Below are 26344 nucleotides of genomic sequence, written 5' to 3' on the forward strand. Positions count from 1 at the left end.
CGGCCCGGTGGCAAGCCTTGATTCACTCTCCTGACTGGCCTGCGGGACCGCTAGAGCCTGCGCTGCTTCGCCTTCCATTTCGGCGACGGCAGGCGTCAGCTGCAAGCACAGCAGCAGCAGCGCAGCAAGGCGCCCTAAATGGTAGCAGCGAGCATGAGGTGGACTGCCCATGGCGGGTCTCCGGCGCCAGTGTAAATCTTCGTAAAACGGCAGTTTAGCGTCGCCTGCTCCTCGCTGGCTAGCAAAGCTACCCCTGTGCCGGCGGGTGTGGCATGTCATAATGACCCCTTCGCCAGCGGGGAACGGTATGGATACGATCAACACGCTCTTTCTGCTCTCGGGCTTCCTGATCGCCCTGAGCGTACTTGCCAGTCGCCTCTCCTCCCTGGTCGGGCTGCCCTTGCTGTTGATTTTCCTTGGGCTCGGTATGCTGGCGGGTGAAGACGGCGTGCTGGGCATTCAATTCGATGACTATTCGCTAGCCTTCCTGATCGGTCACCTGGCGCTGGCCATGATCCTTCTCGATGGCGGGCTTCGCACGCGCCTCACCACCTTCCGCGTCGGCTTCAGGCCCGCGTTGTCGCTGGCTACGCTAGGGGTCTTCGTCACCAGTTCGGTAGTCGGCCTGATCGCCATGTGGGTCTTTGACTTGACCTTGATCCAGGGACTGCTGGTGGGTGCCATCGTCGGTTCTACCGATGCGGCGGCCGTGTTTTCGATGCTCAGTGGGCGCGGCGTGCATCTCAACGAACGCGTCAGCGCCACCCTAGAGATCGAGTCGGGTACCAACGACCCCATGGCGATCTTCCTCACGCTGCTGCTGGTCGAAATGCTGGTAGGGGACATTCGAGGCGCAGCCTCGACGGTACTGTTCCTGGTATCGCAGTTCGGCCTGGCCCTGGTCATCGGCCTGGGGGCGGCTGGCTGAGCGCCAAGCTGCTGCGCTCGCTCGACTTGGCGCCTGGGCTCTATTCGCTGCTGGCCCTGGCGCTTGGCTTCTGCGTCTTCGGCCTGACCAGCCTGCTCGGCGGGTCAGGCTTCCTGGCCATCTACCTCACCGGGCTGATGATCGGCAACCAGCCCGGTCGTCACCTCAATTTCATCCTGCCTGTGCACGATGGCCTGGCGTGGTTGAGCCAGATCGGACTCTTCCTCATCCTGGGCCTGCTGGTCAGTCCATCGGGGCTGCTGGAATTTGCCCTGCCGGCCTCGCTGGTGGCTCTGGCGCTGATCTTCATTGCGCGCCCCCTGGCGGTACTGATCACCATCAAGCCCTTCTTCAAGTTCCGCTGGCGAGAGATCGGCTTCATTTCCTGGGTGGGGCTGCGCGGTGCAGTACCCATCGTGCTGGCGATTTTCCCGGTCATCGGGGGGTCGAGAACTCCGCGCTCTATTTCAACGTGGCCTTTGCGGTGGTACTGATGTCGCTGCTGATCCAGGGAGGGACCTTGCCGCTGATGGCCCGCTGGATGCGCGTCGAGGTGCCCCTGGGCGTCTCGCCCAATCACCGCGGGCCGCTGGGCATCTTGCCAGAAAACGACTTCGAGATGTTCGTCTATGTCGTGGACAACGAAGACCTCGACGACGTGCCGATACGCCTGCTGCGCTTTCCTTCCGGCGCGGTGATCTCCGCCCTGTTTCGCGAGCACGCCATGTTGCACCCCAAGGGCAGCACCCGGCTGAAGGTGGGGGATGTGATCTGCGTGATCGGGCGTAGCCATGATCTGCCGGCGCTCAATCGCCTGTTCAGCGGCAACGCCAAGCTGAAGCAGGAGCGGGCCTTCTTCGGCACCTTCACCTTCGATGGGGATGCCCTGATGCGCGATATCGCCGCTGTATACGGCCTGACCCTGAGCCCGGGAGAGAGCGAAATGACGCTGGCGGAATTTGTTTCGCTGCGAGTCGGAGGCCACCCGGTGGTCGGCGATGACGTGGATTGGCATGGCATCCACTGGGTCGTCAGTGCCATGGAAGGTAACCGGATCACTCGGGTCGGGCTGCGCCTTTACTAACCGCCGCTTCGCTTGCGCCCCCTAGGGTGGGCTCTATCTTCAGGGTGAGCCTTCGTGCAGCTGCATCGACGCCTGCCGAACCGGGAACAGCGGAACATGGCCGATGCCACTCGCAGTGTCGTGTCGGCAGAACCAACGAGCCTTTGGCCACGGCCTGGATGCCTCAACGTTTCCCGCAACGACGTTTCACAGCGACAAGGAGAGTCACACCATGCTCAAATTTCTCGCCAGCACAGCCGGTATCATCTTTCTCATTGGCCTGCTTGTGGTCATTGGCCTGCTGATGCTCATTTTCTGACGTTATACATTGGGGCATGGGCGTTTCTGCTGCAAAAGGCAGGACCGGCTTTACTCGATTGACCGTGGCGACTTAGCCACGCCTCATTCGACGAAACCGTTTTACAAGCCTGCTAACGGCAAGACCCATTCGCAAAGCCACAATTGTAAAGACCCTCGAAACAACTGCGCCCGGCCTAAGCCGGGCGCAGTCATTGGCAGGAGCCTTAGTTGGCAAAGCTTGCCGCATTCAGCCACAGGTGCACGACAATGCTGGCGATATAGCCCAGCAGGATCACCGGTGCCCAGCGCAAATGCCCCATGAACGTATAGCTTCCTCTTGCCTGGCCCATCAGGGCGACTCCTGCCGCCGAGCCAATCGAGAGCAGGCTGCCCCCCACGCCGGCGGTCAGGGTAATCAACAGCCACTGGCCGTGCGACATCTCCGGCTGCATGGTAAGCACGGCGAACATGACCGGAATGTTATCGACCACGGCCGAAATCACCCCCAGCGTGATATTGGCCCAGGTGGCGCTCCAGCCCGTATAAAGGGTTTCGGAAAGCAGCCCTAGATAGCCCATGAAGCCCAGTCCTCCGACACACATCACTACGCCATAGAAGAACAGCAACGTATCCCATTCAGCGCGTGCGACGCGGTTGAAGACATCGAAAGGCACGACGCTACCCAACTGGGCCAGTTTGCGTTCGTCTCCTCGCCGGGTGTAGCGCTCGCGCTTGCGCTCTATCGAGCGTGGCAGGCTGCGGCGCAGGTAGTAGCCGAAGAACTGCAGGTAGCCAAGTCCCGTCATCATGCCCAGCACTGGGGGCAGATGCAGCAGGGTGTGACAGGCCACGGCCGTGGCCACCGTCAGCAGGAACAGCAGCACGATGCGCCTGGCTCCGCGCTTGAGCCAGACATCCTCATATACGCCTTCCGGCCGGTGAGCCTTGATGAAGAAGCTCATCACCGAGGCCGGGATCAGGAAGTTGACCAGTGACGGCAGCAACAGGGTGAAGAATTCCGAGAACTGGATGATGCCCGCCTGCCACACCATCAACGTGGTGATGTCACCAAAGGGGCTGAAGGCTCCGCCCGCGTTGGCGGCGATCACAATGTTGATACAGCATAGGTTAATGAAGCGTCGGTCACCTTCGGCCACCTTGGTGACGACGGCGCACATGAGCATGGCGGTAGTCAGGTTGTCGGCGATGGGAGAAATAAAGAACGCCAGCCCACCGGTGATCCAGAACAGCTGGCGGTAGCTGAAGCCCTTGCGTAGCATCCAGGAGCGCAGGGCATCAAAGACGCGGCGCTCCTCCATGGCGTTGATATAAGTCATCGCCACCAGCAGGAACAGCATCAACTCGGTGAACTCGAGAAGCGTTTCGCGAAAGGCGTGCTCTGCGTCGGCAGGCATTCCCGACTGGACATATACCCAGCCGATCATGGCCCAGATCAGACCGGCCGCCACCAGCACCGGCTTCGATTTACGCATGTGCAATTTCTCTTCGCCCATGACCAGCGCATAAGCCAGGACGAAGATGGCGACGGCGATCAGGCCCACCGTGGAGCCCGTTAAGTCAAGCGAGCCTGTTGCAGCCAAGGCATCGGGACTGAACGTAATAGCAAGAAATAACAGCAATAGAAGACTCGACCACCGGGCTTGCGCCCGAAGTCTGGGGAGGTAGCAGCTGCCAGTCGGCATGGGGTCGTTCCTGCATGGAAAGGGGAGGGAAAAACCCCAAAATCTTAACATGCGTTATTGCACTGCAATAGTGATAAGGCGGCTAACAATCTAGAAAATTTGCGACGAAGGTATAGGTATCCGTCAATGGGCCAGGCGTGCGTGAAGTTCCACCTCAACAGACGTCTTGTCATCGCTCACCCAGAGCGCGCCATCCTGAAGCGTTATGTTCAGAACCATACTGCGAGCCGCCAACTGCCCCAGCGCCGACATGCTCTCCGGCGAAATATCGTAGATCGAGAGGTTGGCAAGCCCGGCGAGCTTGTTGCCAAGCTGCTCCCACCAGATCCTGGCGCCCTGGCCACTGTAGGTGTAGAGAACGACTTGCTTGGCCCGGCCGCAGGCGCGTCGTACCTCACGCTCTTCCGGCTGGCCAAGCTGAATCCACAGATCGATCTCGCCGCTCAGGTTCTTCAGCCAAAGGTCTGGCTCATCGTCGGCGCTGACGCCGCGGCCGAAGGCCAGGTCTTCCTCGGCATGGCGAGCGAAGGCAAGCAGGCGCAGCATCATGCGCTCGTCGGTCTCCGAGGGGTGGCGGGCGAGAGTGAGGGCATGCTCGCCGTAGTAATGGCGATCCATGTCGGCTATCTGGAGCCTTGCCTTGAAGATAGTGGCTTTCAGTGCCATTCAGGGAGCCTCCTGAAAAAGGGATTCGCCCAGCCTTTGCCAACGCCACCTTGCAAGCGGTGGCCAGACCGCCATGCTTGGGAATAACCCCCAGAAAAAGAAAAGCCACTGATGACAGTGGCTTTTCTTCATGTAATGGCGGAGGGACAGGGATTCGAACCCTGGAAGGGCGTTAACCCTTGCCGGTTTTCAAGACCGGTGCATTCAACCGCTCTGCCATCCCTCCGGCTCACGGGGGCGAATATTACCAGTTTTGCTCTGTAGGTCAAGGGGTTCGCGCCAGGCTCCGCCCAAGAAAGCGCCAGTCGAGGCCGGCAACCGCCGGCAAGGCAACAAGACGACGGTATACAGTTGCCGCAAGTGCTTGCGATGATCAGGCGTTGATCCTTGCAGTACTAAGGGGTTGCGTCGGGAACCAACGAACGGCATTCTTGGTCCACTGCAGAGATCAACAAAGATCAACCACAGGGAGCTCTGGATCAATGGCCTACCACGACACACATGTGGCCCAGCACTCGTCCCAAGCCGTCAGCACCAACAAGGTGCTGCGCAATACCTATGCGCTACTGGCGATGACACTGCTGTTCTCCGCCGTCACAGCGGGTGCCGCCATGGCCATGGGCGTCGAACGGATGAACATCTTCGTGTTCTTCATCGGCGCATACGGCTTGATGTTCCTGGTCCACAAGACTGCCAATTCGGCCGCCGGCCTGCTGGCAACCTTTGCCTTTACTGGCTTCATGGGCTTCACGCTCGGCCCCATTCTCAGCGCTTACCTGGCCCTGCCCAACGGCGCGGCGCTGATCATGAATGCACTGGCCATGACCGGCCTGACCTTCATCGGCCTTTCCGCCGTGGCGCTGGTCAGCAAGAAGGACTTCAGCTTCCTCGGCAACTTCCTCATGGCCGGTGCCATCGTACTGATCCTGGCCATGGTGGCGGGGCTGATCTTCCAGATCCCGACCCTGATGCTCATGGTTTCGGCTGGCTTTGTGCTGTTCGCCTCGGCGGCCATCCTTTACCAGACCAGCGAGATTGTGCACCGCGCCGGCGAGACCAACTATATCCTTGCCACCATCACGCTCTACGTCTCGATCTACAACCTCTTCGTCAGCCTGCTGGCACTGCTCGGCATCATGAGCAACGATTGATCGCAAAGCGGTAGCTGTTCGCAGGCCCCGCACAAGCGGGCCTGCGCATTTTGATGGAAGCTTTCTCCATGCGATATGCCTTACTCGTCCAAGGGGCGCCCTACAGCAGCCAGGCCAGCCATTCCGCGCTGCGCTTTGCTTCCGGGCTGCTTGCCAGAGGACACGTTCTTGAGGCCGTGTTCTTCTATCATGATGGGGTGTACAACGCAGCCCGACTGGCCGCGCCGCCGCAGGACGAACCGCACCTTTACGATGCCTGGTGCGAACTGCACCAGGCGCATGGCACCCAGCTACAGGTTTGCATTTCCGCAGCGCTGCGCCGCGGCCTGCTCGATGAGCGCGAGGCGCTGCGACACGGCAAGAGCGGCCACAGCGTCGAAGCGCCCTTCGAGCTGACCGGCCTTGGCCAGTTGATTGGTCTGGGTCAGGAGGTTGATCGCCTTGTCACCTTTGCGCCCTGAGGAGGCCGCCATGAGCCAACGAGATGCGGCCCGGTACGGCGACCTGCTGGTCGTGCTTCGGCATGCGCCCCATGGCAGCAGCTGGTTACGTGAAGGACTGGACGCCGCCCTGGTCGCCGCGGCGTTCGGGCAGCAGGTAAGCTTGCTGTTCCAGGGGATGGCGTGGCGGCGCTGGCCAAAGGCCAAGGCCCGGGAGCTCTGGGCCAGAAAGGTACGGCCGCCACGCTCGACATGCTGGCCATGTACGACATCGAGTCGATCTACGTGGACGATTCGGCCAGGGCCGCACAGGCCCTTTCGGTACAGGACCTGTCGCTTGCCTGCCACCTGGTCGACAGTGCGGCCATTGCCCGGCTGATCGACGGGCATGCCCTGGTCCTGACGTTCTGACGTCTTACGATCCGGCACATCAGCACGATGCGAGGCAGCCCATGATCCTACACATACTGAACCGCTCGCCTGGCACCAGTCTCGCCTATCGCGATGCGCTGGCCGGGATGGGACCCGATGACCGCCTGCTGCTGGTCGAGGATGGCGTGCTCGGGGCATTGGCTACACAGGTTCCCCATTTTCAGGCGGTAGAAGGTCGCATCTTTGCCCTGCGTGAAGATCTCGTCGCCCGTGGCCTGGAGGGGCGCTGCGATGCAGGCGTCCAGGTGGTGGACGTCGATGGCTTCGTGACCCTGACCGAAGAAGCCGACAAGACAGTGAGCTGGTTCTGATGGCTTCTACCGCTACCGATCGTTATCTCGATGTCGACGGCTCCCCGATTGCCCTCGACCCAGAAGGTTACCTGGTTGACCTCGCCGACTGGACGCCGGACGTGGCCAAGGCTCTTGCCGCAGAGGAGGGGCGGGCGCTGACCGAAGAGCACTGGGAGGTCATTAGGGTGCTGCGCGACTTCTACCAGCGCTACGAGGCGGCACCCGCCATGCGCCCTCTGGTCAAGGCGGTGGGTCAGGCGCTAGGCCCCGAAAAGGGCCGCTCGGTGCATTTGTTGACGCTTTTTCCCGATAGCCCGGCCAAGGTCGCGGCACGTCTGGCCGGGCTGCCCAAGCCGGCCAACTGCCTCTGATGCGATGAACTTTCTTGCCCATGCCTGGCTGGCCCGTGCAGGGAGCGATGCCTTCCTTTACGGCAACCTGATCGCCGACGGGGTCAAGGGCAGCGACCTTTCTGCCTGGCCGCAGGACGTGGCCCTGGGGATACGCCATCACCGCCGGGTCGATGCCTTCGTGGATGCACATCCCACGGTGCTCTCGGCGCGTCGTCGTGCCCTCACCCGCATCGTCGTTACGCTGGTATCGCGCTCGACCTGGTATGGGACCATTTCGTGGCACGCCAGCTGTCGCTGCACCGCCGCGAATCCGAGCTGGTGGCTCGCAGCTACCGAGTGTTACGTCAGCGGCCAGCGCCGGCGCGACTGGCGGGCATGATTCCGGCCCTGATCGCACAGGACTGGCTGCATCGCTATTCCGATTTTGCGTTCACCTGCCGGGCGGTCAGCGGCATCGGCCAGCGCCTGTCGGGACCGAATCACCTGGAGGCTCTCGTTCCCTGGCTGAAAGCGGACTATGACCAGCTGAGAGAGGATTTCATGCAGCTCTGGCCGGCGGTTGCCGCCGAGCTCGAGGTCGCCCCCGGGGCCTGAGCCACCCGCGCTTCAGTCGGCCCGAAGCCACGGGCAGGAGACCGGGTCGCCCACCTCGACCCGGCTGTCTGCCGGGATAACGGCCAGCGCGTCGGCCACGACGCACGACGAGAGCACGCCCGAGCCCTGGTCGGCGTAGGCTTGTGCCGTGATGCCGTCATCGTCCATGGCCAGGGCCACACGCATGTAGTGCCGCCGCGGCCCAGTACGTGTGGCAAAGCCGGCACGCGCCTTGAGCGTAGGCAGGTTGGCGAGTTCGGGGCAGTCGAGCAGAGCGCCCAGCAGCGGACGCAGGAACAGCCAGGCAGCAACGAAGCTGGAAACGGGGTTGCCGGGAAGGCCGACGAATCGCACCTCGCGCCCGCGGCTGTCTTCCAGGCGCCCCAGCGCCAGCGGCTTGCCGGGCTTCAGTGCCAGACGCCAGAGGTCGAGCCGACCGATCGCCTCGATGGCCGCTTTGACGTGATCCTCTTCACCCACGCTGACTCCGCCCGTGGTGACCACCACATCGGCTAGCTCCGCCGCGTGCCGGAGGGTATTGCGGGTACCCTGGGCGTCGTCGGGCATGCTGGCGACGAACGTAAGTTCGGCGCCGAAGCGTTGCAACAGCTCGCTCAGCATCGGTCGATTGCTGTTGTAGATTTGGCCCGGCAACAAAGGTCGGCCGGGCTCGACGATCTCGTCGCCGCTGGTGAGCAGGGCAACACGGGGGCGGCGGCGTACCGCCACCTTGGCAATACCTTGGCTGGCCAGGTGGCCGAGGGCAGCGGCGTTCAGGCGGTGGCCGCGGCCGAGCAGCACGCTGCCAGCGGTCACGTCGCAGCCCCGGTGGCGAACGTTGTTATCGAGCGGCACGTTGGCAGGCATCATCACCGCCTCGCCGGCGGCTTCGGCCTTTTCCTGCATGACCACGCAGTCGGCGCCTGGCGGCAGCGGGGCGCCGGTAAAGATCCTGGCACAGGTTCCCCGTGCCAGCGGCTGCGGAACGCTCCCAGCTGCAATGCGCTGGGCAATAGGGAGGGTCTGGCCAGCGTCTGCGTGGTGCAAGGCATAACCGTCCATCGCGCTGTTGGCGAAGGGCGGCACGTCGAGCCGTGCAATGACCTCATCGGCCAGCACGCGCTGTGCTGCCAGCTCACAGGGCACGATTTCCGACTCCACGGGCACGAGCTGGTCAAGCAGCGCGGCCAGCGCTGCTTCGACGGACTGCAGCTCAGCCATGCTGGCCTCGCTCGGGAATCACCAGGTTGGCAAAATTGCACGGCTTGTGGCGGCTGTCGAGCTGCTCGGCCAGCAGGCCTTCCCAGGCGGTGCGGCAGGCGCCGCTGGAGCCGGGCAGACAGAAGATTACCGTGGCGTTGGCCAGGCCGCCCAGGCAGCGGCTCTGGATGGTGGAGCTGCCGATTTCCTGGGCGGAAAGCTGGCGGAACTGCTCGCCGAAGCCTTCGATACGCTTGTCCAGCAGGACGGACACCGCCTCGGGCGTGGAATCCCGCCCGGTGAAGCCGGTGCCGCCGGTAGTCAGGATGACCTGAACCTGCGGGTCGGCGATCCACTCGGCCACCACCGCGCGGATCTGGTAGATGTCGTCGATGACGATGCGCCGCTCGACGAGCCGATGACCCGCTTCCGTCAGGCTTTCGATCAGCAGGGCACCGCTCTTGTCGCTGCCGAGATCGCGGGTGTCCGAAATAGTCAGCACCGCGATACGCAGCGGAATCATCGCCTCGCTCATGACTTGTCTTCCTGCTTGCCAGCCTGCCGTGCCTGGAAGGCCGCCAGCTGCTCCGGCGTGGCATCCTGTTGGTAGCGCGACTTCCACTCGGCGTACGGCATGCCGTAGACATGCTCACGCGCCGCCTCGTCATCGAGCGCGACGTCACGCTCCTCGGCGGCGGCAACCAGCCATTTCGCCAGGCAATTTCGACAGAAATCGGCAAGGATCATTAGGTCGATGTTCTGCACGTCCTTGTTGGCGTCCAAGTGCTTGAGCAGGCGACGGAACGCGGCGGCTTCGAGCTGGGTACGGGTGGCATCGTCGAGATGCTGCATGGTGTCGCTCCTTGTGTTGCATGGCTGCGGCGCGAACTGCCGAAGGCAGACGGGCCGGGGTCAGGCGGCATCCCCGCGAGTACAGACCGACAGCACGACGGCATCTTCCTCGCTGACGGAGACCAGCGCATGTCCCATGTCGCTGTCGAAGTAGATGCTGTCGCCTTGGGCGAGCTGCAAGGGCTCGTAGAATTCGGTATAGAGCTGAATCTCGCCCTGCAGCACCATCAGAAATTCCTCGCCGTCGTGGCGAACCCACTCGCTGAACTCATCGAAATGACGCGCACGCACGATCGTCTTGAAGGAATCATGCGCTTCTGGGCCAATTCACAGCTGAGCAGTTCATGCTCATAGGTGGGGTCGGATGATGCTGCCCCTCACCCTGGCGGGTCAGGTCGCGGCGCCCCATGGTGCGCGGCTGCACGCGTGGCGGTGTCAGCAGCTGGGGCAGGTCTATGCCGAGGCCGTTGATGAGCTTCTGCACGGCGGTGAAAGTCGGCGAGATCTGATTATTCTCGATCTTCGACAGAGTCGAGCGAGCCAGCCCCGTGCGCTGGCTGACATCCTCAAGTGTCCAGTGATTGGCCAGGCGAATCTCTTTGAGTCGCTCACCCAGACGCAGGGGCTCGACGAAGGGCTTGCGGCCGGCAGCAATCTTCAGCGCGGCCTGCTGGTCGGTTTTGGCGGGCATGGATTTCACTATAGGAAACAGATTTCCCCGAAGCCTACCACAAGACGCCTGCCGTGCCTTGTTTGGCTGACTCCCGCCGCATGTCAATCCTCGAAGGGCAGGCCAAGCAGCGCCTTGACATGCGCTTCGGCGCTGCGGCTCAGCGAGTCGAGGTCGTAGCCGCCCTCCAGCACCGAAACCAGGCGGTTGTCGGCATACAGTGCCGCGATGTCGAGGGCCAGGCGGGTGACCCAATAGAAGTCCTCGTCTTCCAGGCAGAGTTCGGCCATCGCGTCTTCGCGGTGGGCATCGAAGCCGGCCGAGACCAGCACCAGCTCCGGCTTGAAGGCATGCAGCGCCGGCAGCCAGTCATCCTCGATCGCGCGGCGGAAGGCGGCGCTGTCGGTGCCGGCCTCCAGCGGCGTATTGACCACGTTCTGCCATTCGCTGCGCAGGTAGCGCCAGGGATAGAAGGGAACTGGAAGCTGGTGCAGATCAGGACTTCCGGGTCGTTCTTGAAGATATCGATAGTGCCGTTGCACTGGTGGACGTCGAAATCGAGGATGGCAATGCGCCGTGCCCCGTATTTCGCCTTGGCGTGTGCGGCCCCGACTGCCACGTTGTTATAGAAACAGAAGCCCATGGCGTCGGTAGCCTCGGCGTGATGCCCCGGGGAGCGGACAGCGCAGAAGACATTATCCGCCTGGCGGCGGTAGACCTGGTCGACGCCACGGATCACCGCGCCCGCCGCCATGCGTGCGGCTTCGAGGCTGTCCGGATTCATCATGGTGTCGGTGTCGAGCGTTACGATCCCCGTTTCGGGCACGCATTTGTCGAGCGCGCGCAGATGCCGCAGCGGATGCACACGGGCAAGCTCCTCCTCGGTCGCTTCTCGGGCGTCGGACTGCATGGTTTGCTGCAGCAGGCCACTCAGCGCCAGGCGGGCGCTGATGGCCTCTAGGCGCAAGGGGCTTTCGGGATGCTCCGGACCCATATGATGAAGGTGGCAGTGAGGGTGAGTGATATACGCCGTGATCATTGGGTGGCTCCAGAGTGACTTGGATCACCATAATCCGCGTAACCCCTTGCATAACACTGTCAATAAGTCGTACACAGAGTAGGAAAACCTGACCAGGCGGAGGGAGCGATTTGAGTACCCGGTTCTTGCGGCACTTCTTCGAACCTCGCACCATCGCAGTGATCGGTGCTTCGGAGAAGCCCCACTCCATCGGTGGCATCGTGATTCGCAACCTGCAGGAAGCAGGCTTCCCGGGGACGCTCTGGGCTGTCAACCTGAGAGGGTACGAAAGCGTGTTCGGACAGCCCTGCGTGGCGCGTGTCCGCGACCTGCCGGAAGCCCCAGACCTTGCCGTGATCTGCTCGCCCGCGCCCACCCTGCCAAAGCTGATTCGCCAGCTCGGGCGCATCGGCGTGAAGGCGACCCTGGTTCTGTCCGGCGGATCGGATCTCGATGATGCCGAAGAGGGCGAGAGCTCGATCCGCGAACGCATGCTCAGCGCCGCGATGGAGTCGGGTATCCGGGTGCTTGGGCCGGAGTGCATGGGCCTGATCGTGCCGGGCCGCAAGCTCAACGCCTCCTATGCCAGCCAGCCGGTCAAGCCGGGCAAGGTCGCTTACCTCGGTCAGTCGGGCATGCTCGGCAATGCCATGATCGACTGGGCGGCAGGCCGCGGCATCGGCTTCTCGCATCTGATCACGGTCGGCGATAGCGTCGACGTGATGCTTCCCGACCTCATCGACTACATCAATCAGTACGCCCCCACCCAGGCGATCCTGCTGCACCTGGAGCGTATCCAGGACTCCCAGCACTTCATGACCGCGCTGCGCGACGCCTCGCGCCACCGCCTGGTGCTCGCGATCAAGAGCGGACGTACGCCGGAGTCGGACCTGACCAACCTGCCGCCCACGCCGGGCATTGCCAACCGCGACATGGTGTTCGACGCCGCGCTGTCGCGGGCGGGCGTGGTCAGGGTCAACGATTCCGACGAACTCTTCGACGCGCTGATGACGCTGTCCCAGATGAAGCCGCTGAAGGGCGACCGGCTGGCCATCGTGTCGAACGGCCTGGGGCCCGCCATGCTGGCGATCGACAAGCTGATCAGCTCGGGCGGTCGGCTGGCCCGCTTCAGCGATGAGACGCGTCGGGCGTTGAGGAAGGGCGACTTCGACATGAGTAAGCCGGGCGATAACCCGGTGGACCTAGGCGGCAACGGCACCCTGAAAAGATGGTCGAGGCGCTGGAGATTGTGGCCGGAGACCCAAATGTCGATGCGGTACTGGTCGTTCACGCCCCCACGCGCTTGGCGCCGTCGAAGGTCACGGCCCAGGCGATCATCGCCAACCGCAAGCGCTTTCGCCGCAACCTGCTGACTAGTTGGATGGGGCTGGAAGGGGCCCTGTATGCCCGCCATGAATGCAGCATGGCGGGCATTCCGACCTATGTATCGCCGGAAAAGGCGGTCAAGGCCTTCATGCACATGGTGGACTACCAGCGGGTGCAAGCGCTGCTGCAGGAGACTCCACCAAGCCTGCCGTTTTCCACCACCGCCGATATCCGCGCCCAGTGCCGCCAGCTGATCGAGCAGGCCAGAGCGGAAGGGCGCGAGACTCTGTCGCACTCCGAAACGGCCAAGGTGCTCGAAGCCTACGGTATCCCCACCGCGCCCAGCCGCTACGTGCATACGCCGGAAGAGGCCGCCGAGGCCAGCCAGGCGTTCGAGGGCCCTGGGCGCTCAAGATCGTGCACGAAGGCAACTGTCGACCGTTCCGCTATCGCAAGCATCCGCACAAGCTGTCGGCCGGGCTGATGCAGGACCTGCATGACGCCCAGCAGGTGGCGGAAGGACTGGTCGTGCTGGGCGACAAGCTGCGCGAAAAATTCCCTCCGGTAAAGATTCGCGAGTACTGCCTGCAGCCCATGCAGCGTGGCAAGCATTCGATGCAGCTGTGTGCCGGGATCACCCGCGACCCGGTGTTCGGCCCGCTCATCGTGTTCGGAATCGGCGGCTACAAGGTCAACGTGCTGGCCGACCGCCAAGTGGCGCTGCCGCCGTTGAACATGACGCTGGCGGCCGACGTCATAGGCCGCACCCATGCGGCCAGGCTGATCCGCGAGCACTCCTCGCATCCCGAACGCGACCTTACCCGGCTGTGCCAGCTGTTGGTCAAGCTTTCGCAGATGGCCTCCGATCTGCTGGAGCTGCGGGGCCTGGAGCTCAATCCGCTGCTGCTCAATCGTGACGGCCTGGTGGCGGTGGATTTCGCCCTCGACCTTGGCCACCCGGCGCGCTTCGCGATCATGCCGTATCCGGAAGAGCTGCGCGAATGGACCACCCTGCGCAACGGCATGCAGGTGGAGGTGCGCCCCATACGCGCCGAAGACGCTCCGCTGATCACCAGCTTCCACGCGCAGCTCTCCGAGGAGAGCATCCGCTTCCGCTATTTCCACAACAAGTCGGACTTGAGCCAGCGCGACCTGTCGATCCTGTCGCATATCAACTATGACCGCCAGATGGCCTTCATCGCCGAGCATCACAAGGAAGAAGGCGGCAAGGAGATGTTAGGCGTGGTGCGCGTCTGGAACGACCCCGACAACATCCGCACGGAGTTCTCGATCATCGTGCGCGACGACATGGCCGGGCAGGGGCTCGGCAGCCTGCTGATGAACAAGATGATCGCCTACTGTAGGAGCATCGGCACGCTGGAGATGATCGGCAAGGTGATGGTCGACAACCACCCGATGCGCGCCCTGATGAAGCATCTGGGTTTCACCTGTCGCTACAACATGGAAGAGCAAGTCGTCGATGCGGTGATGCGCCTGAACGAACCCCAGAGCGAGTGGCAGCGGCTACGCCTGGAAAGCCTGCCCGATTGAGCCCTGCGGGTGGCGCCTGACACCTCCAGTCTATGCCGCCAGGCGCCATCAGAGGCGCCTGGCGTAAAACCCGTCAGGGAGCCAGGCGGAAGGAGGACCAGCGTCCGTCGCGCTGCTCGTAGCGGATGCGGTCATGCAGCCGGCTGGGCTGGCCTTGCCAGAACTCGAGCATCTGCGGCATGACCCGATAGCCGCCCCAGTGGCCCGGCCGTGGAATCTCCTGGCCTTCGTAGGCCTGCTCGAAGCGGTGCTGCCGCTCTTCGATCCAGTGGCGGTCCGGAATGACCACGCTTTGGGTGGCGATCCAGGCGCCAAGCTGACTGGCGCGGGGTCGGCTGTCGAAGTAGACGTTCGATTCCTCCTCGCTGACCTGCTCCACCAGGCCTTCGACCCGCAGCTGGCGGCCCAGCGAGGGCCACCAGAACACCAGGGCGGCATGCGGCACATTGGCCAATTCGCTGCCCTTGTGACTGTGGTAGTTGGTGTAGAACACCATGCCACGCTCATCGTAGCCCTTGAGCAGCACGATTCTGGCATGGGGAAGCCCCTGGCTGTCCACCGTCGCCAGAGTCATGACGTTGGCGTCGTCGCCTTCCGAGTCCACGGCCAGGGCCATCCACTCATCGAACAGCACCAGCGGATCGGCGGGAACCAGGCCCTCTTCGAGCCGTCCGCCTTCGTAATCGCGGCGAATGTCGGCAATATTGCGTGTCATGGCGTTCTCCTTTCGAATTTTTGTCTATGGTCGCCGCTGTGGCTGTCCATCACAAGCGCAAACCTGCCGGCCGAACGGCTCAAGCGACGGCCCAGCCCAGTTGCACCATCAGCATATAGGCGCCGGTGCCGACCATGATCGACAGCAGAGCATTGCGCCGCCAGAGGTGCAGTGTCGCCACCACCAGCGAGGCCACCAGCATAGGGAGCCCGTTGGGCCCGACGTTGAGTTCTGCCTGGATCAAGGGGCGGAAGTCGCGCAGCGCATAGATCACCAGAATCAGCATGATCGCCGGGGGCAGGTAGCGTCCCAGGTGCAGGATGAGGGGGTGATCGGCCTGGCGCGCCAGGGCCACGAAGGGCAGCAGGCGGGTGGCAAGCGTGGCCACTGCGCAGACGGCGATGAAGATGCCCAGCTCTATTGCGCTCATACAGTCGGCACCTCGTCCCGAGCGCCGCGCTGACCGTGGTGGTAGTGCGCCAGCAGCATCAGGCTGGCGGCGGCGATGGCCGTCAGCAGCATGTGCTGGTCCGGCACCAGCAGGATGGCGCCTACGCCGGCCAGCAAGGCGATCACGAAGGGCAGGCCCTGGCGCAAACGCCGCGCCTGCTCAAGCGTCAGGACGATGAACAGCGCCGTCAGGGCGAATTCGATGCCACGGCTGTCGAAATCGAGCGCGCTGCCGATCATGACGCCCGTCAGCGTACCCAACACCCACCACAGCTGGTTGAGCGCGCTGATGCGAAACGCCAGCCCATGGTCACGCTGTTCCGCTGCCGGCTGGGTGGTTAGCAGGGAATAGGTCTCGTCGGTGAGCGAGAAGATCAGATATGGCTTGCGCCAGCCCGCGCCCTGGAAGCGCTTGATCAGGGATAAGCCATAGAAGAGGTGGCGGGAATTGAGCATCAGCGTGGCCACGGCAACTTCCACCAGGCCGGCACCGGCCGCGAGCAGTGCGACGGCAAGAAACTGCCCTGCTCCGGCATAGATGAATAGCGACATGAGCAGGGCGGCCCACCAAGGCATGCCGAGCTCGATGGCGAGGATGCCGAAGGCGGCACCCAAGGGCAGGTAACCGAACATGACCGGCACCGTACGCGCGCCGGCGCTGCGCCAAGCGGAAGGGGAAAGCGATGGGGACACTGGGGGCGGCCTCCTTGTGCGACGCCGGTGGCAACGTGCCTTGCGGCCTATTTTATGGCACGTTGGGCCAAATTCCAGTGGATACCATCGTTATTTTCCAACTTCGTAGTAAACCCAGCCAGGAGTTTAGGGATTTCCGTTCTCTCTCATCTGTCGACTGCGGAAACGCGCATAGAACATGCAGCCGGTGAACAGACCCAGCGACGCCAGCGCCTCAGCAATGCCAAGCACGCCCTGACCGGGCAGGGTCGCCACCATTACGCCCTGGATAAAGTAGAGCAGGCTGACGAAGGCGAGCCAGGCATGTCCACGCGGGCGTCGACCCAGAATGGAGGGCAGGAAGAGGACCAACGGCAGGACACGGATGAGGATAGGCGTAAGCGGGTTGGTACCGGCCTCCATGGCCAGGCCGCTCCAGATCAGCAGGGCCAGCAGTACCACGTAGCTACCCAGCACCAGCTGGCGGCTGCGCTCGGTGAGCGGGTCGAGCCCATGGCGCGCCTCCAGGGATTCCACCCATCGCCTCATGACGGCTCCCTCAGGCTGGTCATCGCCAGGGCCAGCCGGCCCAGGCGCTTGCCCTGGGCACGCACCAGCGAACGCTCGGTGTCGGTCAGCGGCTGGTCGTTGCGCTGCCCCGCCAGGTGGCTGGCACCATAGGGAGTGCCGCCTGATGTCGTGGACATCAGTTCGATTTCGCTGTAAGGCAGTCCCGCATAGACCATACCGTGGTGCAGTAGCGGCAGCAGCATAGAGATTAGCGTGGTCTCCTGCCCCCGTGCAGGCTCGAGGTGGAGGTGAAGGCGGTAGCAGGCTTATCTACCAGCGCGCCGTTGAGCCACAGCGCGCTGGTCGAGTCGATGAAGTGCTTCAAGGGAGCCGCCATGTTGCCAAAGCGGGTCGGACTGCCCAGCGCCAGTCCGGCGCAGTGACGCAGATCATCCAGCTCGGCATAGATGGCCCCTTCGGCCGGGATCTCGGGATCGACGGCCTCGCAGGTGGGCGATACCGGGGGCACGGTGCGCAGGCGGGCTTCGATGCCGGAGCACGACTCAACGCCGGCCGCCAGCTGTTCGGCCATGGTTCGCGTGGCACCGTGGCGTGAGTAGTAGAGGATCAACACGTAGGGCAGGGAGTCGCGCATCGTTGCTCCAGAGTAGCCGGCCAGAAAGAACGGAGATCAGTCGTCTGCATGGAGCAGGGCGAGGACGTCCTCGGGGGACGACCGATCACGGCCCGCTTGCCATCATCGGCGATGGGGCGCTCCAGCAGCTTGGGATGGGCGACGATAGCACGAATCACCTGCTCCTGGTCCTGCAGGTTGTCCTCCTCGACCTGCTGCCATTCAGGCTCCTGGGTACGCACCAGCGCCTCGCCGTCGGCATCTAGCCGCGACATCAGGTCACGCAGCTCGTCCTCGCTCAACGGCTCGTCGAGATAACGTCGCACCGTCACGTCGGCGCCGCGCTCTTCCAGCAGCGCCAATGCCTGGCGTGACTTGGAGCAGCGGGGTTGTGGTAAAGCGTAATGGCCATGCGAGACTCCTCGTTCCTTGAAAGGTACCGGCATTGTAGAAGGGCAGCCTTGCCGGCCACAACCGCAGCCAGGGAAGGGAGCCCTGCGATCAGCGCCTTGGTTGCCTTGCCGTGCTTGCCTGAATCTCTCTCATGCTCATGCGTAGTCATCACCTTTCTAGCCGCCGGCGCCTTCACCGGCGGGAGCCTCGGCGTCGTTCAAGCGGCGATAAACCCAGGCGGTGCGACCATCGGCGAGCTGCAGGGCACGCGCTGGTAGCGAATGCCCAGTCGCTCGTAGCGATCCAACTGCTCGAGTTCTTCGGCAGACACGATGACCAGCTCACCTGCGGTTCGCTCCCCGGCGCCTCGACCAGGTCGAGGCCATCGCGGCGGAAGCCGGCGAGTACCGCCGGTTCGGTCTCTCCGGCGCGCCCCATCACCAGCCAGCGAACGGGGGCCAGGCGCAGGGTGCCGTAGACGAACACGGCGTGAGGCCCTTCGTCGACCTCAGGCAGGTGGGCGGGGCGATCATAGGTGAAGGGACTCAGCATGGTAAGCCACAGCCAGCTCAGCGCTCCCAGCAGGAGGACAAGCAGGCTCAGCACGATATCGCGTGGGCGGGGGCGCATGCGCATTCCTTGCAATGAAGTCCTCGCTATCCTGCCACGCCGACGGCGGCCATGTCCGGTTGTTCTAACCTTGGTTAGCGCTCTGCTAGGATGACTAGTCGTGTCACTTCCCAGCCTTGATCACAGCGGAGGTAGCCCATGAACCCGTCGGCATTCGAGGACCAGGACTTCAGGGCGTTGGTGGGCGATGTGAAGCCGCTGCGCAGGGGCACCAATCGAGCCAGCCCGGGCCCGCGCCGCAGTCGCCCCACGGAGGCCCAGCTTGCCCGCCGCGAGAGCGCCCAGGCGGAGCTGGGCCAGGACAGCTTCCTGTCGGATGACTTCGTCGAACTGCTACCGCCGTTCGACCCCATGGAGTTTCGCCGCGACGGCATCCAGCACGGCGTCGTCGATCGCCTGCGCCATGGCGGCTATACCGCGCAGTCGCGCCTGCACCTGCTGCGCCGCCCCTGGCCGAGTGTCGCCGGATGCTGCCATCGTTCATCCATGAAGCCTACGCCCATGACCTGCGCTCGGTACTGATCGTGCACGGCCGCGGCCATGAGGTCGACAGTGCCGCCAACGTGTTGCGCTCCTACCTGGCCAAATGGCTGGCCCAGTTCGATGAGGTGCAGGCCTACGTCTCGGCGCAGCCAGCCGACGGTGGGCTGGGTGCCACCTGGGTGATGCTACGCAAGAGTGCGCGGGCGAAGGCGGAGAATCGCGAACGGCAGCAGAAGCGCCGAGGATGAGAAGGGCCGCACAAGCCGGTAGAGTGCGGCTTGTGCGGCAGGCTGGCGGCGCTTAGACGAGAGCCGGCTCGGCGCGTTTCACACCATCGCGCATGCGCTGGCGGAACAGCGGCTCGTCCACATCCACCGCCGGCTGGTAGGCGCGGCTGAAGGTGTTGAGGGCATGCAGAGCGTCCTCGACCCACTGATCCTCGCGCAGCGACAGCGCATTGAAGCCACAGCGGGTCAGGAAGAACACCTGGTCGACCAGCACATCGCCGATGGCGCGAATCTCACCGGTGTAGCCGTAGCGTTCGCGCAGCAGGCGAGCGACGCTGTAGCCGCGACCGTCGGTGAACTTCGGAAAGTCGATGGCGATCAGGGGGCCTCAGCCAGCTCCGCGGCCAGCTCAGACGTAAGCTCGGTGCCGCTGGCAAGCCAGGGAGCAAGCACACGGCCCTCTTCCCGCGCCTGCCAGCGCGCCAGCGGCACGATCGCCGGAGCATCCGGCAGCACGGCCTCATCCTCGCGGATCAACACCCAGCGGTCCTCGGCCGGCTGACCGTCACGAATGAAAGGGCGCGTCGCAGCGTTCTGATCAGGCATATACCCGCTCCTTGAAAGGCTTGAGGCCGATTCGGCGATAGGTTTCGATGAAGGTCTCTCCTCGGCACGCTCGCCGACATAGACCTGCAGGACCTTGTCGATCACCTCGGGAACGCTCTCACGGTCGAAGGAAGGGCCGAGTATCTTGCCGAGCGAGGAGTCGTTGCCCTGGGCGCCGCCGAGCGAAATCTGATACCACTCCTCGCCCTTCTTGTCGACGCCGAGAATGCCGATATGGCCGACGTGGTGATGACCGCAGGCGTTCATGCAGCCAGAGATGTTGAGTTCCAGCGGCCCCAGGTCGTAGAGGTAGTCGATGTCCTCGAACCGCTCCTGGATCGCCTGAGCGACGGGAATCGACTTGGCATTCGCCAAGGAGCAGTAGTCGCCCCCGGGCAGCAGATCAGGTCGGCCAGGGTGCCCACGGTGGGGTTGGCCAGACCAAGCGCTTCCAGGCGATGCCAGAGCTCCTCGAGCCGATCCACGGCCACGTCGGCCAGCACCAGGTTCTGCTCATGAGTCACGCGGATTTCGCCGTAGCTGAACTCGTCGGCCAGGTCTGCCACCTGATGCATCTGCTCCCAGGTCAGGTCGCCCGGCGAATGGCCGCGGCGCTTGAGTGCCAGCGTGACCGACTTGTAGCCCGGCACCTTGTGCCCCTGGACGTTATTGGTAACGAAGCGCGCAAAGGCACGATTCTCGCCGCGCAGGCGCTCGAATTCGGCCATCGCCTCTGCGCCGATGGCGCGACGATCCGGGTCGACGAAGTGTGATTGCATCGCCTCCACCACTTCGTGGGTCAGCGTCTGCGGGCCATCCTTCAGGTGCGCCCATTCGGCGTCGACCCGGCGACGAAACTCCTCGACGCCCAGCGCCTTGACCAGAATCTTGATGCGCGCCTTGAACTTGTTGTCGCGGCGACCGAACTGGTTATAGACGCGAACCAGCGCCTCCAGGTAGGTCAACAGGTGCTGCCACGGCAGGTCGTCGCGCACCACTTCGCCGATCATCGGCGTGCGGCCCAGGCCGCCACCGGCCAGCACGCGCACGCGCACCTCGCCCTTGTCGTCGCGCCACAGGCGCAGCCCCACGTCATGAACCTGAATGGCGGCGCGATCCTCAGCGGCACCGGTCACGGCAATCTTGAACTTGCGCGGTAGGTAGGTGAATTCCGGGTGGAAAGTCGACCACTGGCGAATCAGCTCGCACCAGGGGCGTGGATCGACCTCCTCATCCTCGGCTACGCCGGCGAACTGGTCGGTCGAGGTATTGCGAATGTCGTTGCCGCTGGTCTGGATGGCATGCATCTGCACGCTGGCCAGCTCGGCCAGCATGTCGGGCACCGTCTCCAGCTTCGGCCAGTTGAGCTGCAGGTTGGTACGGGTGGTGAAGTGGCCATAGCCACGATCGTAGTCGCGCGCCAGGTCCCCCAGCTTGCGCAGCTGGTAGGACGCCAGCATGCCGTAGGGGATGGCGATGCGCAGCATCGGCGAGTGGCGCTGGACATAGAGCCCGTTCTGCACGCGCAGCGGCAGGAATTCCTCATCGCTCAGGCGTCCGGCCAGATAGCGATTCATCTGGTCACGGAACTGGGCAACGCGTTCATTGACCAGGGTCTGGTCATGGGTGTCATAGCGATACATTCAGCCGGTCCTGCTGCTTAGGGGATTGGCGAAGCGTCAGGGAGCACCTTAACGCCCCAGCATTATTCTATGAAAGAATAAATCTTCATATTTTTTATACGAAAAGTAATATAAGACGTCAACCTCGGTGCATCGCCTCTACCGGAGCGCGATGCGCCTTCGGGCAATGGCCGCAAGGGAGCGAAGCCCGTGACGAAAGCGGCACGGGCGACGTCTTCCTCGTCAGGCGGGTCGTAGGAGAGCACCGGCGACAGCCAGCGCTCCATCTCTTCCAGGGTCATGCCTTTGCGCTGCGCCAGCGCCTCGACCTGGTCTCGGGTGATCTTGCCGGTGGAGAAGTATTTCGACTGTGGATGCGAGAAGTACCAGCCCGATACCGCCGCGGCCGGCCACATGGCGAAGTTTTCGGTCAGCTCGATGCCGGCGTTCTCGGTAGCGTCGAGCAGGCGGAACAGGGTGCGCTTCTCGGTATGGTCGGGACAGGCGGGGTAGCCTGGTGCCGGCCGGATACCCTGGTACTTCTCGGCGATCAGCGAGTCATTGTCGAGCGTTTCGTCGGGCACGTAGCCCCAGAACTCCTTACGCACGCGTTCGTGCATGCGCTCGGCGAAGGCCTCGGCCAGGCGATCTGTCAGCGCCTGCACCATGATCGCGTTGTAATCGTCACCGGCGGCCTTGTAGCGCTCCGCCAGCGCCTCGACGCCGTGCCCGGTGGTCACGGCAAAGCCGCCGATCCAGTCGGGCTTGCCGCTCTCCTTCGGCGCAATGAAGTCGGCCAGGCTGTAGCAGACGCCGTCTCGGTTCTTGGTGGTCTGCTGACGAATATGGTGCAGTCGTTCGATCACCTCGCTGCGCGTCTCGTCCGCATATACCTCGACGACGTCATCGTCGACGCTGTTGGCCGGCCACAGGCCGATTACCCCGCGCGCCTCGACGCGCTTCTCGTCGATCAGCTTGCGCAGCATCGCGCTGGGCATCGGCGAACAGGTTGCGCGCCGCCTCACCTACCACGGCATCGTCGAGAATCTTCGGGTACTTGCCCGCCAGTTCCCAACTCATGAAGAAGGGCGTCCAGTCGATGCGCTCGAGCAGCTCTTCGATATCGTAGCCAGTGAATGTCATCAGTCCGGTGACGGCGGGGCGCGGCGGCGTGTAGCTATCCCACGCGATGGGCAGCTTGCGCTGTCGCGCCTCGGCGTAGCTCAGGTCCGCGGCCTTGGGACGGCGCTTGGCGTTGCGGTCGCGCACCTGTTCGTACTCTGCCTTGATCTCGGCCACATAGATGGGCTTCAGCGTCGGCGAGAGCAGCTTGCCGGCTACGCCCACCGCCCGCGAGGCGTCGGCCACGTAGATCACCGGCTCCGCGTACTGGGGGTCGACCTTCACCGCGGTGTGTGCCTTGGAGGTGGTGGCGCCGCCGATCAGCAAGGGCAGCGTGAAGCCCTGGCGCTGCATCTCCTTGGCCACATGGACCATCTCGTCCAGCGAGGGTGTGATCAGCCCCGAGAGACCGATGATGTCGGCGCTCACCTCACGGGCGGTCTGCAGAATCTTCTCCGCCGGCACCATGACGCCGAGGTCGACCACGTCGTAGTTGTTGCACTGCAGGACCACGCCGACGATGTTCTTGCCGATGTCGTGCACGTCGCCCTTCACCGTGGCCATGACGATCTTGCCCTTGGCCTGGCTGTCCTCGCTCTTCTCGGCTTCGATATAAGGAATGAGGTAGGCCACCGCCTGCTTCATCACCCGCGCCGATTTGACCACCTGAGGCAGGAACATCTTGCCGGCGCCGAACAGGTCGCCGACCACGTTCATGCCGTCCATCAGTGGCCCTTCGATCACTTCGATGGGGCGTGCGGCCTGCGATCTGGCCTCCTCGGTATCCTCTTCGATGAATGCTGTCACGCCTTTCACCAGCGCATGCTCGATGCGCTTGTTGACTGGCCAGGAGCGCCACTCGAGATCTTCCTTCTTCGCCGCACCGCTGCCGTCGCCCTTGTATTTTTCAGCCAGGTCGACCAGGCGCTCGGTGCCGTCGCTGCGGCGGTTGAGCACCACGTCCTCGACCGCTTCGCGCAGCTCCTCCGGCAGGTCGTCATAGACCGCCAGCTGCCCCGCGTTCACGATGCCCATGGTCAGGCCGGCGCGGATGGCGTGGTAAAGGAAGACCGAATGGATGGCCTCGCGCACCGGGTCGTTGCCGCGGAAGGAGAACGACACGTTGGACACACCGCCCGAGACCATGGCGTGGGGCAGGTGCTCGCGGATCCAGCGGGTGGCCTCGATGAAGTCGACGGCGTAGTTGTCGTGCTCCTCGATGCCGGTGGCAATGGCGAAGATGTTGGGGTCGAAGATGATGTCTTCCGGCGGGAAACCGACCCGCTCGACCAGCAGCTCATAGGCACGCCGGCAGATCTCGGTCTTGCGTGCGAAGGTGTCGGCCTGGCCGGTCTCGTCGAAGGCCATGACCACCACCGCGGCGCCATAGCGGCGACACAGCGTGGCCTGCTCGATGAAGGACGCCTCGCCCTCCTTGAGCGAGATGGAGTTGACCACCGCCTTGCCCTGAACGCACTTGAGGCCGGCCTCGATGATCTCCCACTTGGAGGAGTCGATCATGATCGGCACACGAGCGATGTCGGGCTCGCCGGCGATCAGGTTGAGGAAGCGCACCATCGCTTCCTGCGATTCCAGCATGCCCTCGTCCATGTTGATGTCGATGACCTGGGCGCCGTTCTCGACCTGGTCCAGCGCCACCTCCAGTGCCGTGGTGAAGTCCTCCTCGACGATCAGGCGCTTGAAGCGCGCCGAGCCGGTGACGTTGGTACGCTCGCCGACGTTGACGAACAGCGAGCTCTTCTCGATGTTGAACGGCTCCAGGCCGGACAGGCGGCACGCCCGCGGCCGTTCGGGCACCTTGCGTGGCGCTACGTCCCGAATCGCGGCGTGGATCGCCGCGATGTGCTCCGGGGTCGAGCCGCAGCAGCCGCCGATGATGTTGACCAGGCCGCTTTGGGCGAACTCGGCAACGATGGCTGCCATCTCATCCGGGGTCTGGTCGTACTCGCCGAACTCGTTGGGTAGCCCGGCGTTGGGGTGCGCGGAGACGAAGGTATCGGCCTTGTTGGAAAGTTCTTCCAGATAGGGGCGCAGCTCCTCGGCCCCCAGCGCACAGTTAAGGCCGACGGAGAGCGGCTTGGCATGGCGCACCGAGTTCCAGAAGGCTTCGGTGGTCTGGCCCGAGAGGGTGCGCCCGGAGGCATCGGTGATGGTGCCCGAGATCATCACCGGGAGCCGTTCGCCGCGATCGTCGAACAGGGTCTCGAGGGCGAAGATGGCCGCCTTGGCGTTGAGTGTATCGAAGATCGTTTCGATCAGGATCAGGTCGGCGCCACCCTCGATCAGCGCTTCGGCGGCTTCATAGTAATTGTCACGCAGCTCGTCGAAGGTGACGTTACGCTTGGCCGGGTCATTCACATCGGGCGACAGCGAAGCGGTGCGCGAGGTCGGGCCAAGTACGCCGGCTACGTAGCGCGGCACGCCGGTCTCGGCCGCCACGGCATCGCACACCTCACGCGCCAGGCGTGCCGATTCGCGGTTAAGTTCAACCACCAGCGCCTCCATGCCGTAGTCGGCCTGGGAGAGGCGAGTGCTGTTGAAGGTGTTGGTCTCGATGATGTCGGCGCCGGCCTCCAGATACTGTCGGTGAATACGCGCCACCAGTTCGGGGCAGGTCAGCGCCAGCAGGTCATTGTTGCCCTTCAGGTCCGAAGGCCAGTCGCGAAAGCGTTCGCCCCGAAAGTCGGCTTCATCGAGTCGGGCGTTCTGCAACATGGTACCCATGCCGCCATCCAGCATGAGGATGCGCTCGCCGAGACGCTCGGTGAGAGAGGCGGTCAGTGCAGAGGGTTGGGCGGCCATGGGTCGAGTCGGTCTCCAGCGAAATCACGGTCCATAGGGTCGACCGCAGGGGCGCCTTGAGGAAGGGCGTCTTGTCAGGTGCGGTCAGTTTGGCCGCTCATGGTAGCAAAAACAGGGCCCTGGGGGCAGGGCTGATCAAAAACCGACCAAATTGGTCGGGATTGTGTCGTGCCGGGGTTTTGCTTACCATACTAGGCATGTCACCTATGGTCGGCACCGACGGCGCCGGCCCGACCAGCGAGAACAGCATGAGCGAGATCATCCAGATTACCGACAGCGCCCAGGACTACCTTGCCGAACTGCTCGAGAAGCAGAACGTCGAGGGAATCGCGGTGCGCATCTTCATCACCCAGCCGGGTACCCCTTACGCCGAAACCTGCCTTGCCTATTGTCGTCCCGGTGAGGAAGAACCTACCGATCAGGCGCTGGGCTTCACCAAGCTCAAGGTCTTCGTCGACAAGAACAGCATTCCCTTCCTCGAGGAGGCGGTGGTCGACTTCAACGCCGACCGCATGGGCGGGCAGCTCACCATCAAGGCACCCAACGCCAAGATGCCCAAGGTCAATGCCGACAGCCCCATGGAAGACAGGGTCAACTATATTCTCTACAGCGAGATCAACCCGGGGCTGGCGGCCCATGGCGGCGAGATCAAGCTGATCGAGCTGACCGACGACAACGTGGCCATCCTCGCCTTCGGCGGCGGCTGTCAGGGCTGCGCTGCGGTCGACCTGACGCTGAAGGAGGGGTGGAGAAAACCCTGATGGAGCGCATTCCCGAGCTCGCCGGCATCCGCGACGTCACCGATCACACCGACACCAGCAACGCCTACTACCGCTGAGCTTCTCATCGCAGCACCCTCATGGCGCACCAGAGGCGCCATGAGGATAGACTCCGAGTGTCTTGAAAGAATCTAAACG

The 26344-nt window shown here is 63.5% G+C and carries 18 protein-coding genes, 1 tRNA gene and 11 pseudogenes; 11 read left to right on the forward strand and 19 right to left on the reverse strand.

The features are described 5' to 3' along the window. Positions 1 to 307: 307 nt before the first annotated feature. Positions 308 to 2012 (forward strand): annotated as a pseudogene (locus tag ACUDAL_RS07450) (potassium/proton antiporter). 103 nt (positions 2013 to 2115) lie between these two features. Next, positions 2116 to 2310, forward strand: a complete 195-nt coding sequence (locus ACUDAL_RS07455; RefSeq protein WP_444677691.1) for a hypothetical protein — start codon at positions 2116 to 2118, stop codon at positions 2308 to 2310. Between the two features lie 205 nt (positions 2311 to 2515). Here ACUDAL_RS07455 and nhaD read toward each other — a convergent pair whose 3' ends face one another. The 3 genes from nhaD to ACUDAL_RS07470 form a co-directional block, all read right to left on the reverse strand. Then, complete coding sequence (nhaD, locus tag ACUDAL_RS07460) at positions 2516 to 3994, reverse strand: sodium:proton antiporter NhaD (protein ID WP_444677692.1); 1479 nt, start codon at positions 3992 to 3994, stop codon at positions 2516 to 2518. A 123-nt stretch (positions 3995 to 4117) separates the two neighbouring features. Beyond that, positions 4118 to 4660 (reverse strand): YaeQ family protein, encoded by a 543-nt coding sequence (locus ACUDAL_RS07465; protein WP_444677693.1) that lies wholly within the window; start codon positions 4658 to 4660, stop codon positions 4118 to 4120. 136 nt (positions 4661 to 4796) lie between these two features. Further along, a tRNA-Ser gene (locus ACUDAL_RS07470) sits at positions 4797 to 4886 on the reverse strand. A 256-nt stretch (positions 4887 to 5142) separates the two neighbouring features. Here ACUDAL_RS07470 and ACUDAL_RS07475 point away from each other — a divergent pair. The 6 genes and pseudogenes from ACUDAL_RS07475 (at position 5143) to ACUDAL_RS07500 (ending at position 7923) form a co-directional block, all read left to right on the forward strand. Beyond that, positions 5143 to 5811 carry a Bax inhibitor-1/YccA family protein gene (locus ACUDAL_RS07475; RefSeq protein ID WP_444677694.1) on the forward strand — a complete coding sequence of 223 codons (669 nt, stop codon included), beginning with the start codon at positions 5143 to 5145 and terminating at the stop codon, positions 5809 to 5811. Positions 5812 to 5879: 68 nt separating this feature from the next. After that, entirely contained in the window at positions 5880 to 6272 is a 393-nt protein-coding gene (gene tusD / locus ACUDAL_RS07480) for a sulfurtransferase complex subunit TusD (protein WP_444679334.1), read from the forward strand. Positions 6273 to 6282: 10 nt separating this feature from the next. Then, a pseudogene (gene tusC / locus ACUDAL_RS07485) lies at positions 6283 to 6662 on the forward strand (sulfurtransferase complex subunit TusC). 41 nt (positions 6663 to 6703) lie between these two features. After that, positions 6704 to 6994 (forward strand): sulfurtransferase complex subunit TusB, encoded by a 291-nt coding sequence (tusB, locus tag ACUDAL_RS07490; protein WP_444677695.1) that lies wholly within the window; start codon positions 6704 to 6706, stop codon positions 6992 to 6994. Further along, positions 6994 to 7347, forward strand: coding sequence for a TusE/DsrC/DsvC family sulfur relay protein (locus tag ACUDAL_RS07495; RefSeq protein ID WP_444677696.1), 354 nt, complete (start codon positions 6994 to 6996; stop codon positions 7345 to 7347). The genes tusB and ACUDAL_RS07495 overlap by 1 nt, the downstream gene beginning before the upstream one ends. Positions 7348 to 7351: 4 nt before the next feature. After that, positions 7352 to 7923, forward strand: a pseudogene (locus ACUDAL_RS07500) (acyl carrier protein phosphodiesterase). Between the two features lie 12 nt (positions 7924 to 7935). Here the strand turns inward: ACUDAL_RS07500 and ACUDAL_RS07505 are convergent. The 5 genes and pseudogenes from ACUDAL_RS07505 to ACUDAL_RS07525 form a co-directional block, all read right to left on the reverse strand. After that, on the reverse strand, positions 7936 to 9144 hold the full coding sequence (locus tag ACUDAL_RS07505; RefSeq protein WP_444677697.1) for a molybdopterin molybdotransferase MoeA: 1209 nt from the start codon (positions 9142 to 9144) through the stop codon (positions 7936 to 7938). Next, positions 9137 to 9658, reverse strand: coding sequence for a molybdenum cofactor biosynthesis protein B (gene moaB, locus ACUDAL_RS07510; RefSeq protein ID WP_444677698.1), 522 nt, complete (start codon positions 9656 to 9658; stop codon positions 9137 to 9139). The genes ACUDAL_RS07505 and moaB overlap by 8 nt, the downstream gene beginning before the upstream one ends. Next, positions 9655 to 9975, reverse strand: a complete 321-nt coding sequence (locus ACUDAL_RS07515; protein WP_444677699.1) for a DUF1244 domain-containing protein — start codon at positions 9973 to 9975, stop codon at positions 9655 to 9657. The genes moaB and ACUDAL_RS07515 overlap by 4 nt, the downstream gene beginning before the upstream one ends. Positions 9976 to 10035: 60 nt before the next feature. Beyond that, a pseudogene (locus tag ACUDAL_RS07520) lies at positions 10036 to 10666 on the reverse strand (helix-turn-helix domain-containing protein). 83 nt (positions 10667 to 10749) lie between these two features. Continuing rightward, positions 10750 to 11684: pseudogene (locus tag ACUDAL_RS07525) on the reverse strand (histone deacetylase family protein). A 110-nt stretch (positions 11685 to 11794) separates the two neighbouring features. Here ACUDAL_RS07525 and ACUDAL_RS07530 point away from each other — a divergent pair. After that, positions 11795 to 14540, forward strand: a pseudogene (locus ACUDAL_RS07530) (bifunctional acetate--CoA ligase family protein/GNAT family N-acetyltransferase). 73 nt (positions 14541 to 14613) lie between these two features. Here ACUDAL_RS07530 and pdxH read toward each other — a convergent pair. From pdxH to ACUDAL_RS07565, 7 genes and pseudogenes are all read right to left on the reverse strand, one after another. Next, positions 14614 to 15255: a pyridoxamine 5'-phosphate oxidase gene (gene pdxH / locus ACUDAL_RS07535; protein WP_444677700.1), complete on the reverse strand. Its 642-nt coding sequence runs from the start codon at positions 15253 to 15255 to the stop codon at positions 14614 to 14616. A 79-nt stretch (positions 15256 to 15334) separates the two neighbouring features. Continuing rightward, positions 15335 to 15685, reverse strand: a complete 351-nt coding sequence (locus ACUDAL_RS07540; RefSeq protein WP_444677701.1) for a branched-chain amino acid transporter permease — start codon at positions 15683 to 15685, stop codon at positions 15335 to 15337. Next, positions 15682 to 16398 (reverse strand): AzlC family ABC transporter permease, encoded by a 717-nt coding sequence (locus ACUDAL_RS07545; protein WP_444677702.1) that lies wholly within the window; start codon positions 16396 to 16398, stop codon positions 15682 to 15684. Before ACUDAL_RS07545 ends, ACUDAL_RS07540 begins: the two co-directional genes overlap by 4 nt. Before the next feature lie 126 nt (positions 16399 to 16524). Further along, on the reverse strand, positions 16525 to 16926 hold the full coding sequence (locus ACUDAL_RS07550; RefSeq protein ID WP_444677703.1) for a DUF2069 domain-containing protein: 402 nt from the start codon (positions 16924 to 16926) through the stop codon (positions 16525 to 16527). Continuing rightward, positions 16923 to 17542 (reverse strand): annotated as a pseudogene (gene wrbA / locus ACUDAL_RS07555) (NAD(P)H:quinone oxidoreductase). The gene ACUDAL_RS07550 and the pseudogene wrbA overlap by 4 nt, the downstream one beginning before the upstream one ends. Next, a complete protein-coding gene (locus ACUDAL_RS07560) occupies positions 17515 to 17883 on the reverse strand; it encodes an ArsC/Spx/MgsR family protein (RefSeq protein ID WP_444677704.1) in 369 nt (122 codons plus the stop codon). The pseudogene wrbA and the gene ACUDAL_RS07560 overlap by 28 nt, the downstream one beginning before the upstream one ends. A 223-nt stretch (positions 17884 to 18106) precedes the next feature. Then, positions 18107 to 18544: a gamma-glutamylcyclotransferase family protein gene (locus ACUDAL_RS07565; RefSeq protein WP_444677705.1), complete on the reverse strand. Its 438-nt coding sequence runs from the start codon at positions 18542 to 18544 to the stop codon at positions 18107 to 18109. A 138-nt stretch (positions 18545 to 18682) separates the two neighbouring features. Between ACUDAL_RS07565 and smrA the strand changes: the two are divergent. Continuing rightward, positions 18683 to 19275 (forward strand): annotated as a pseudogene (gene smrA / locus ACUDAL_RS07570) (DNA endonuclease SmrA). Between the two features lie 52 nt (positions 19276 to 19327). Here smrA and ACUDAL_RS07575 read toward each other — a convergent pair. The 4 genes and pseudogenes from ACUDAL_RS07575 to metH form a co-directional block, all read right to left on the reverse strand. Further along, positions 19328 to 19636, reverse strand: coding sequence for a DUF934 domain-containing protein (locus ACUDAL_RS07575; protein ID WP_444679335.1), 309 nt, complete (start codon positions 19634 to 19636; stop codon positions 19328 to 19330). Beyond that, complete coding sequence (locus ACUDAL_RS07580) at positions 19633 to 19860, reverse strand: hypothetical protein (RefSeq protein ID WP_444677706.1); 228 nt, start codon at positions 19858 to 19860, stop codon at positions 19633 to 19635. The genes ACUDAL_RS07575 and ACUDAL_RS07580 overlap by 4 nt, the downstream gene beginning before the upstream one ends. Beyond that, positions 19853 to 21503, reverse strand: a pseudogene (locus tag ACUDAL_RS07585) (nitrite/sulfite reductase). Before ACUDAL_RS07585 ends, ACUDAL_RS07580 begins: the two are co-directional and overlap by 8 nt. 227 nt (positions 21504 to 21730) lie before the next feature. Next, positions 21731 to 25427 (reverse strand): annotated as a pseudogene (gene metH / locus ACUDAL_RS07590) (methionine synthase); the annotation flags it as partial. A gap of 248 nt (positions 25428 to 25675) precedes the next feature. On the opposite strand from metH, the pseudogene nfuA reads away from it, so the two are divergent. Then, positions 25676 to 26265 (forward strand): annotated as a pseudogene (nfuA, locus tag ACUDAL_RS07595) (Fe-S biogenesis protein NfuA). Positions 26266 to 26344: the final 79 nt, after the last annotated feature.

Origin of the sequence: Halomonas sp. E19 (assembly GCF_052439355.1) — a bacterium.
Taxonomy (GTDB): domain Bacteria; phylum Pseudomonadota; class Gammaproteobacteria; order Pseudomonadales; family Halomonadaceae; genus Halomonas.

Coding starts and splice junctions, on each gene's coding strand:
- ACUDAL_RS07550 (WP_444677703.1), bottom strand. CDS start 16,926: ATGAGGCGATGGGTGGAATCCCTGGAGGCGCGCCATGGGCTCGACCCG.
- ACUDAL_RS07580 (WP_444677706.1), bottom strand. CDS start 19,860: ATGCCTGATCAGAACGCTGCGACGCGCCCTTTCATTCGTGACGGTCAG.
- ACUDAL_RS07515 (WP_444677699.1), bottom strand. CDS start 9,975: ATGCAGCATCTCGACGATGCCACCCGTACCCAGCTCGAAGCCGCCGCG.
- ACUDAL_RS07565 (WP_444677705.1), bottom strand. CDS start 18,544: ATGCGCCCCCGCCCACGCGATATCGTGCTGAGCCTGCTTGTCCTCCTG.
- pdxH (WP_444677700.1), bottom strand. CDS start 15,255: ATGACACGCAATATTGCCGACATTCGCCGCGATTACGAAGGCGGACGG.
- ACUDAL_RS07495 (WP_444677696.1), top strand. CDS start 6,994: ATGGCTTCTACCGCTACCGATCGTTATCTCGATGTCGACGGCTCCCCG.
- ACUDAL_RS07465 (WP_444677693.1), bottom strand. CDS start 4,660: ATGGCACTGAAAGCCACTATCTTCAAGGCAAGGCTCCAGATAGCCGAC.
- tusB (WP_444677695.1), top strand. CDS start 6,704: ATGATCCTACACATACTGAACCGCTCGCCTGGCACCAGTCTCGCCTAT.
- ACUDAL_RS07455 (WP_444677691.1), top strand. CDS start 2,116: ATGCCACTCGCAGTGTCGTGTCGGCAGAACCAACGAGCCTTTGGCCAC.
- tusD (WP_444679334.1), top strand. CDS start 5,880: ATGCGATATGCCTTACTCGTCCAAGGGGCGCCCTACAGCAGCCAGGCC.
- nhaD (WP_444677692.1), bottom strand. CDS start 3,994: ATGCCGACTGGCAGCTGCTACCTCCCCAGACTTCGGGCGCAAGCCCGG.
- ACUDAL_RS07505 (WP_444677697.1), bottom strand. CDS start 9,144: ATGGCTGAGCTGCAGTCCGTCGAAGCAGCGCTGGCCGCGCTGCTTGAC.
- ACUDAL_RS07475 (WP_444677694.1), top strand. CDS start 5,143: ATGGCCTACCACGACACACATGTGGCCCAGCACTCGTCCCAAGCCGTC.
- moaB (WP_444677698.1), bottom strand. CDS start 9,658: ATGAGCGAGGCGATGATTCCGCTGCGTATCGCGGTGCTGACTATTTCG.
- ACUDAL_RS07540 (WP_444677701.1), bottom strand. CDS start 15,685: ATGAGCGCAATAGAGCTGGGCATCTTCATCGCCGTCTGCGCAGTGGCC.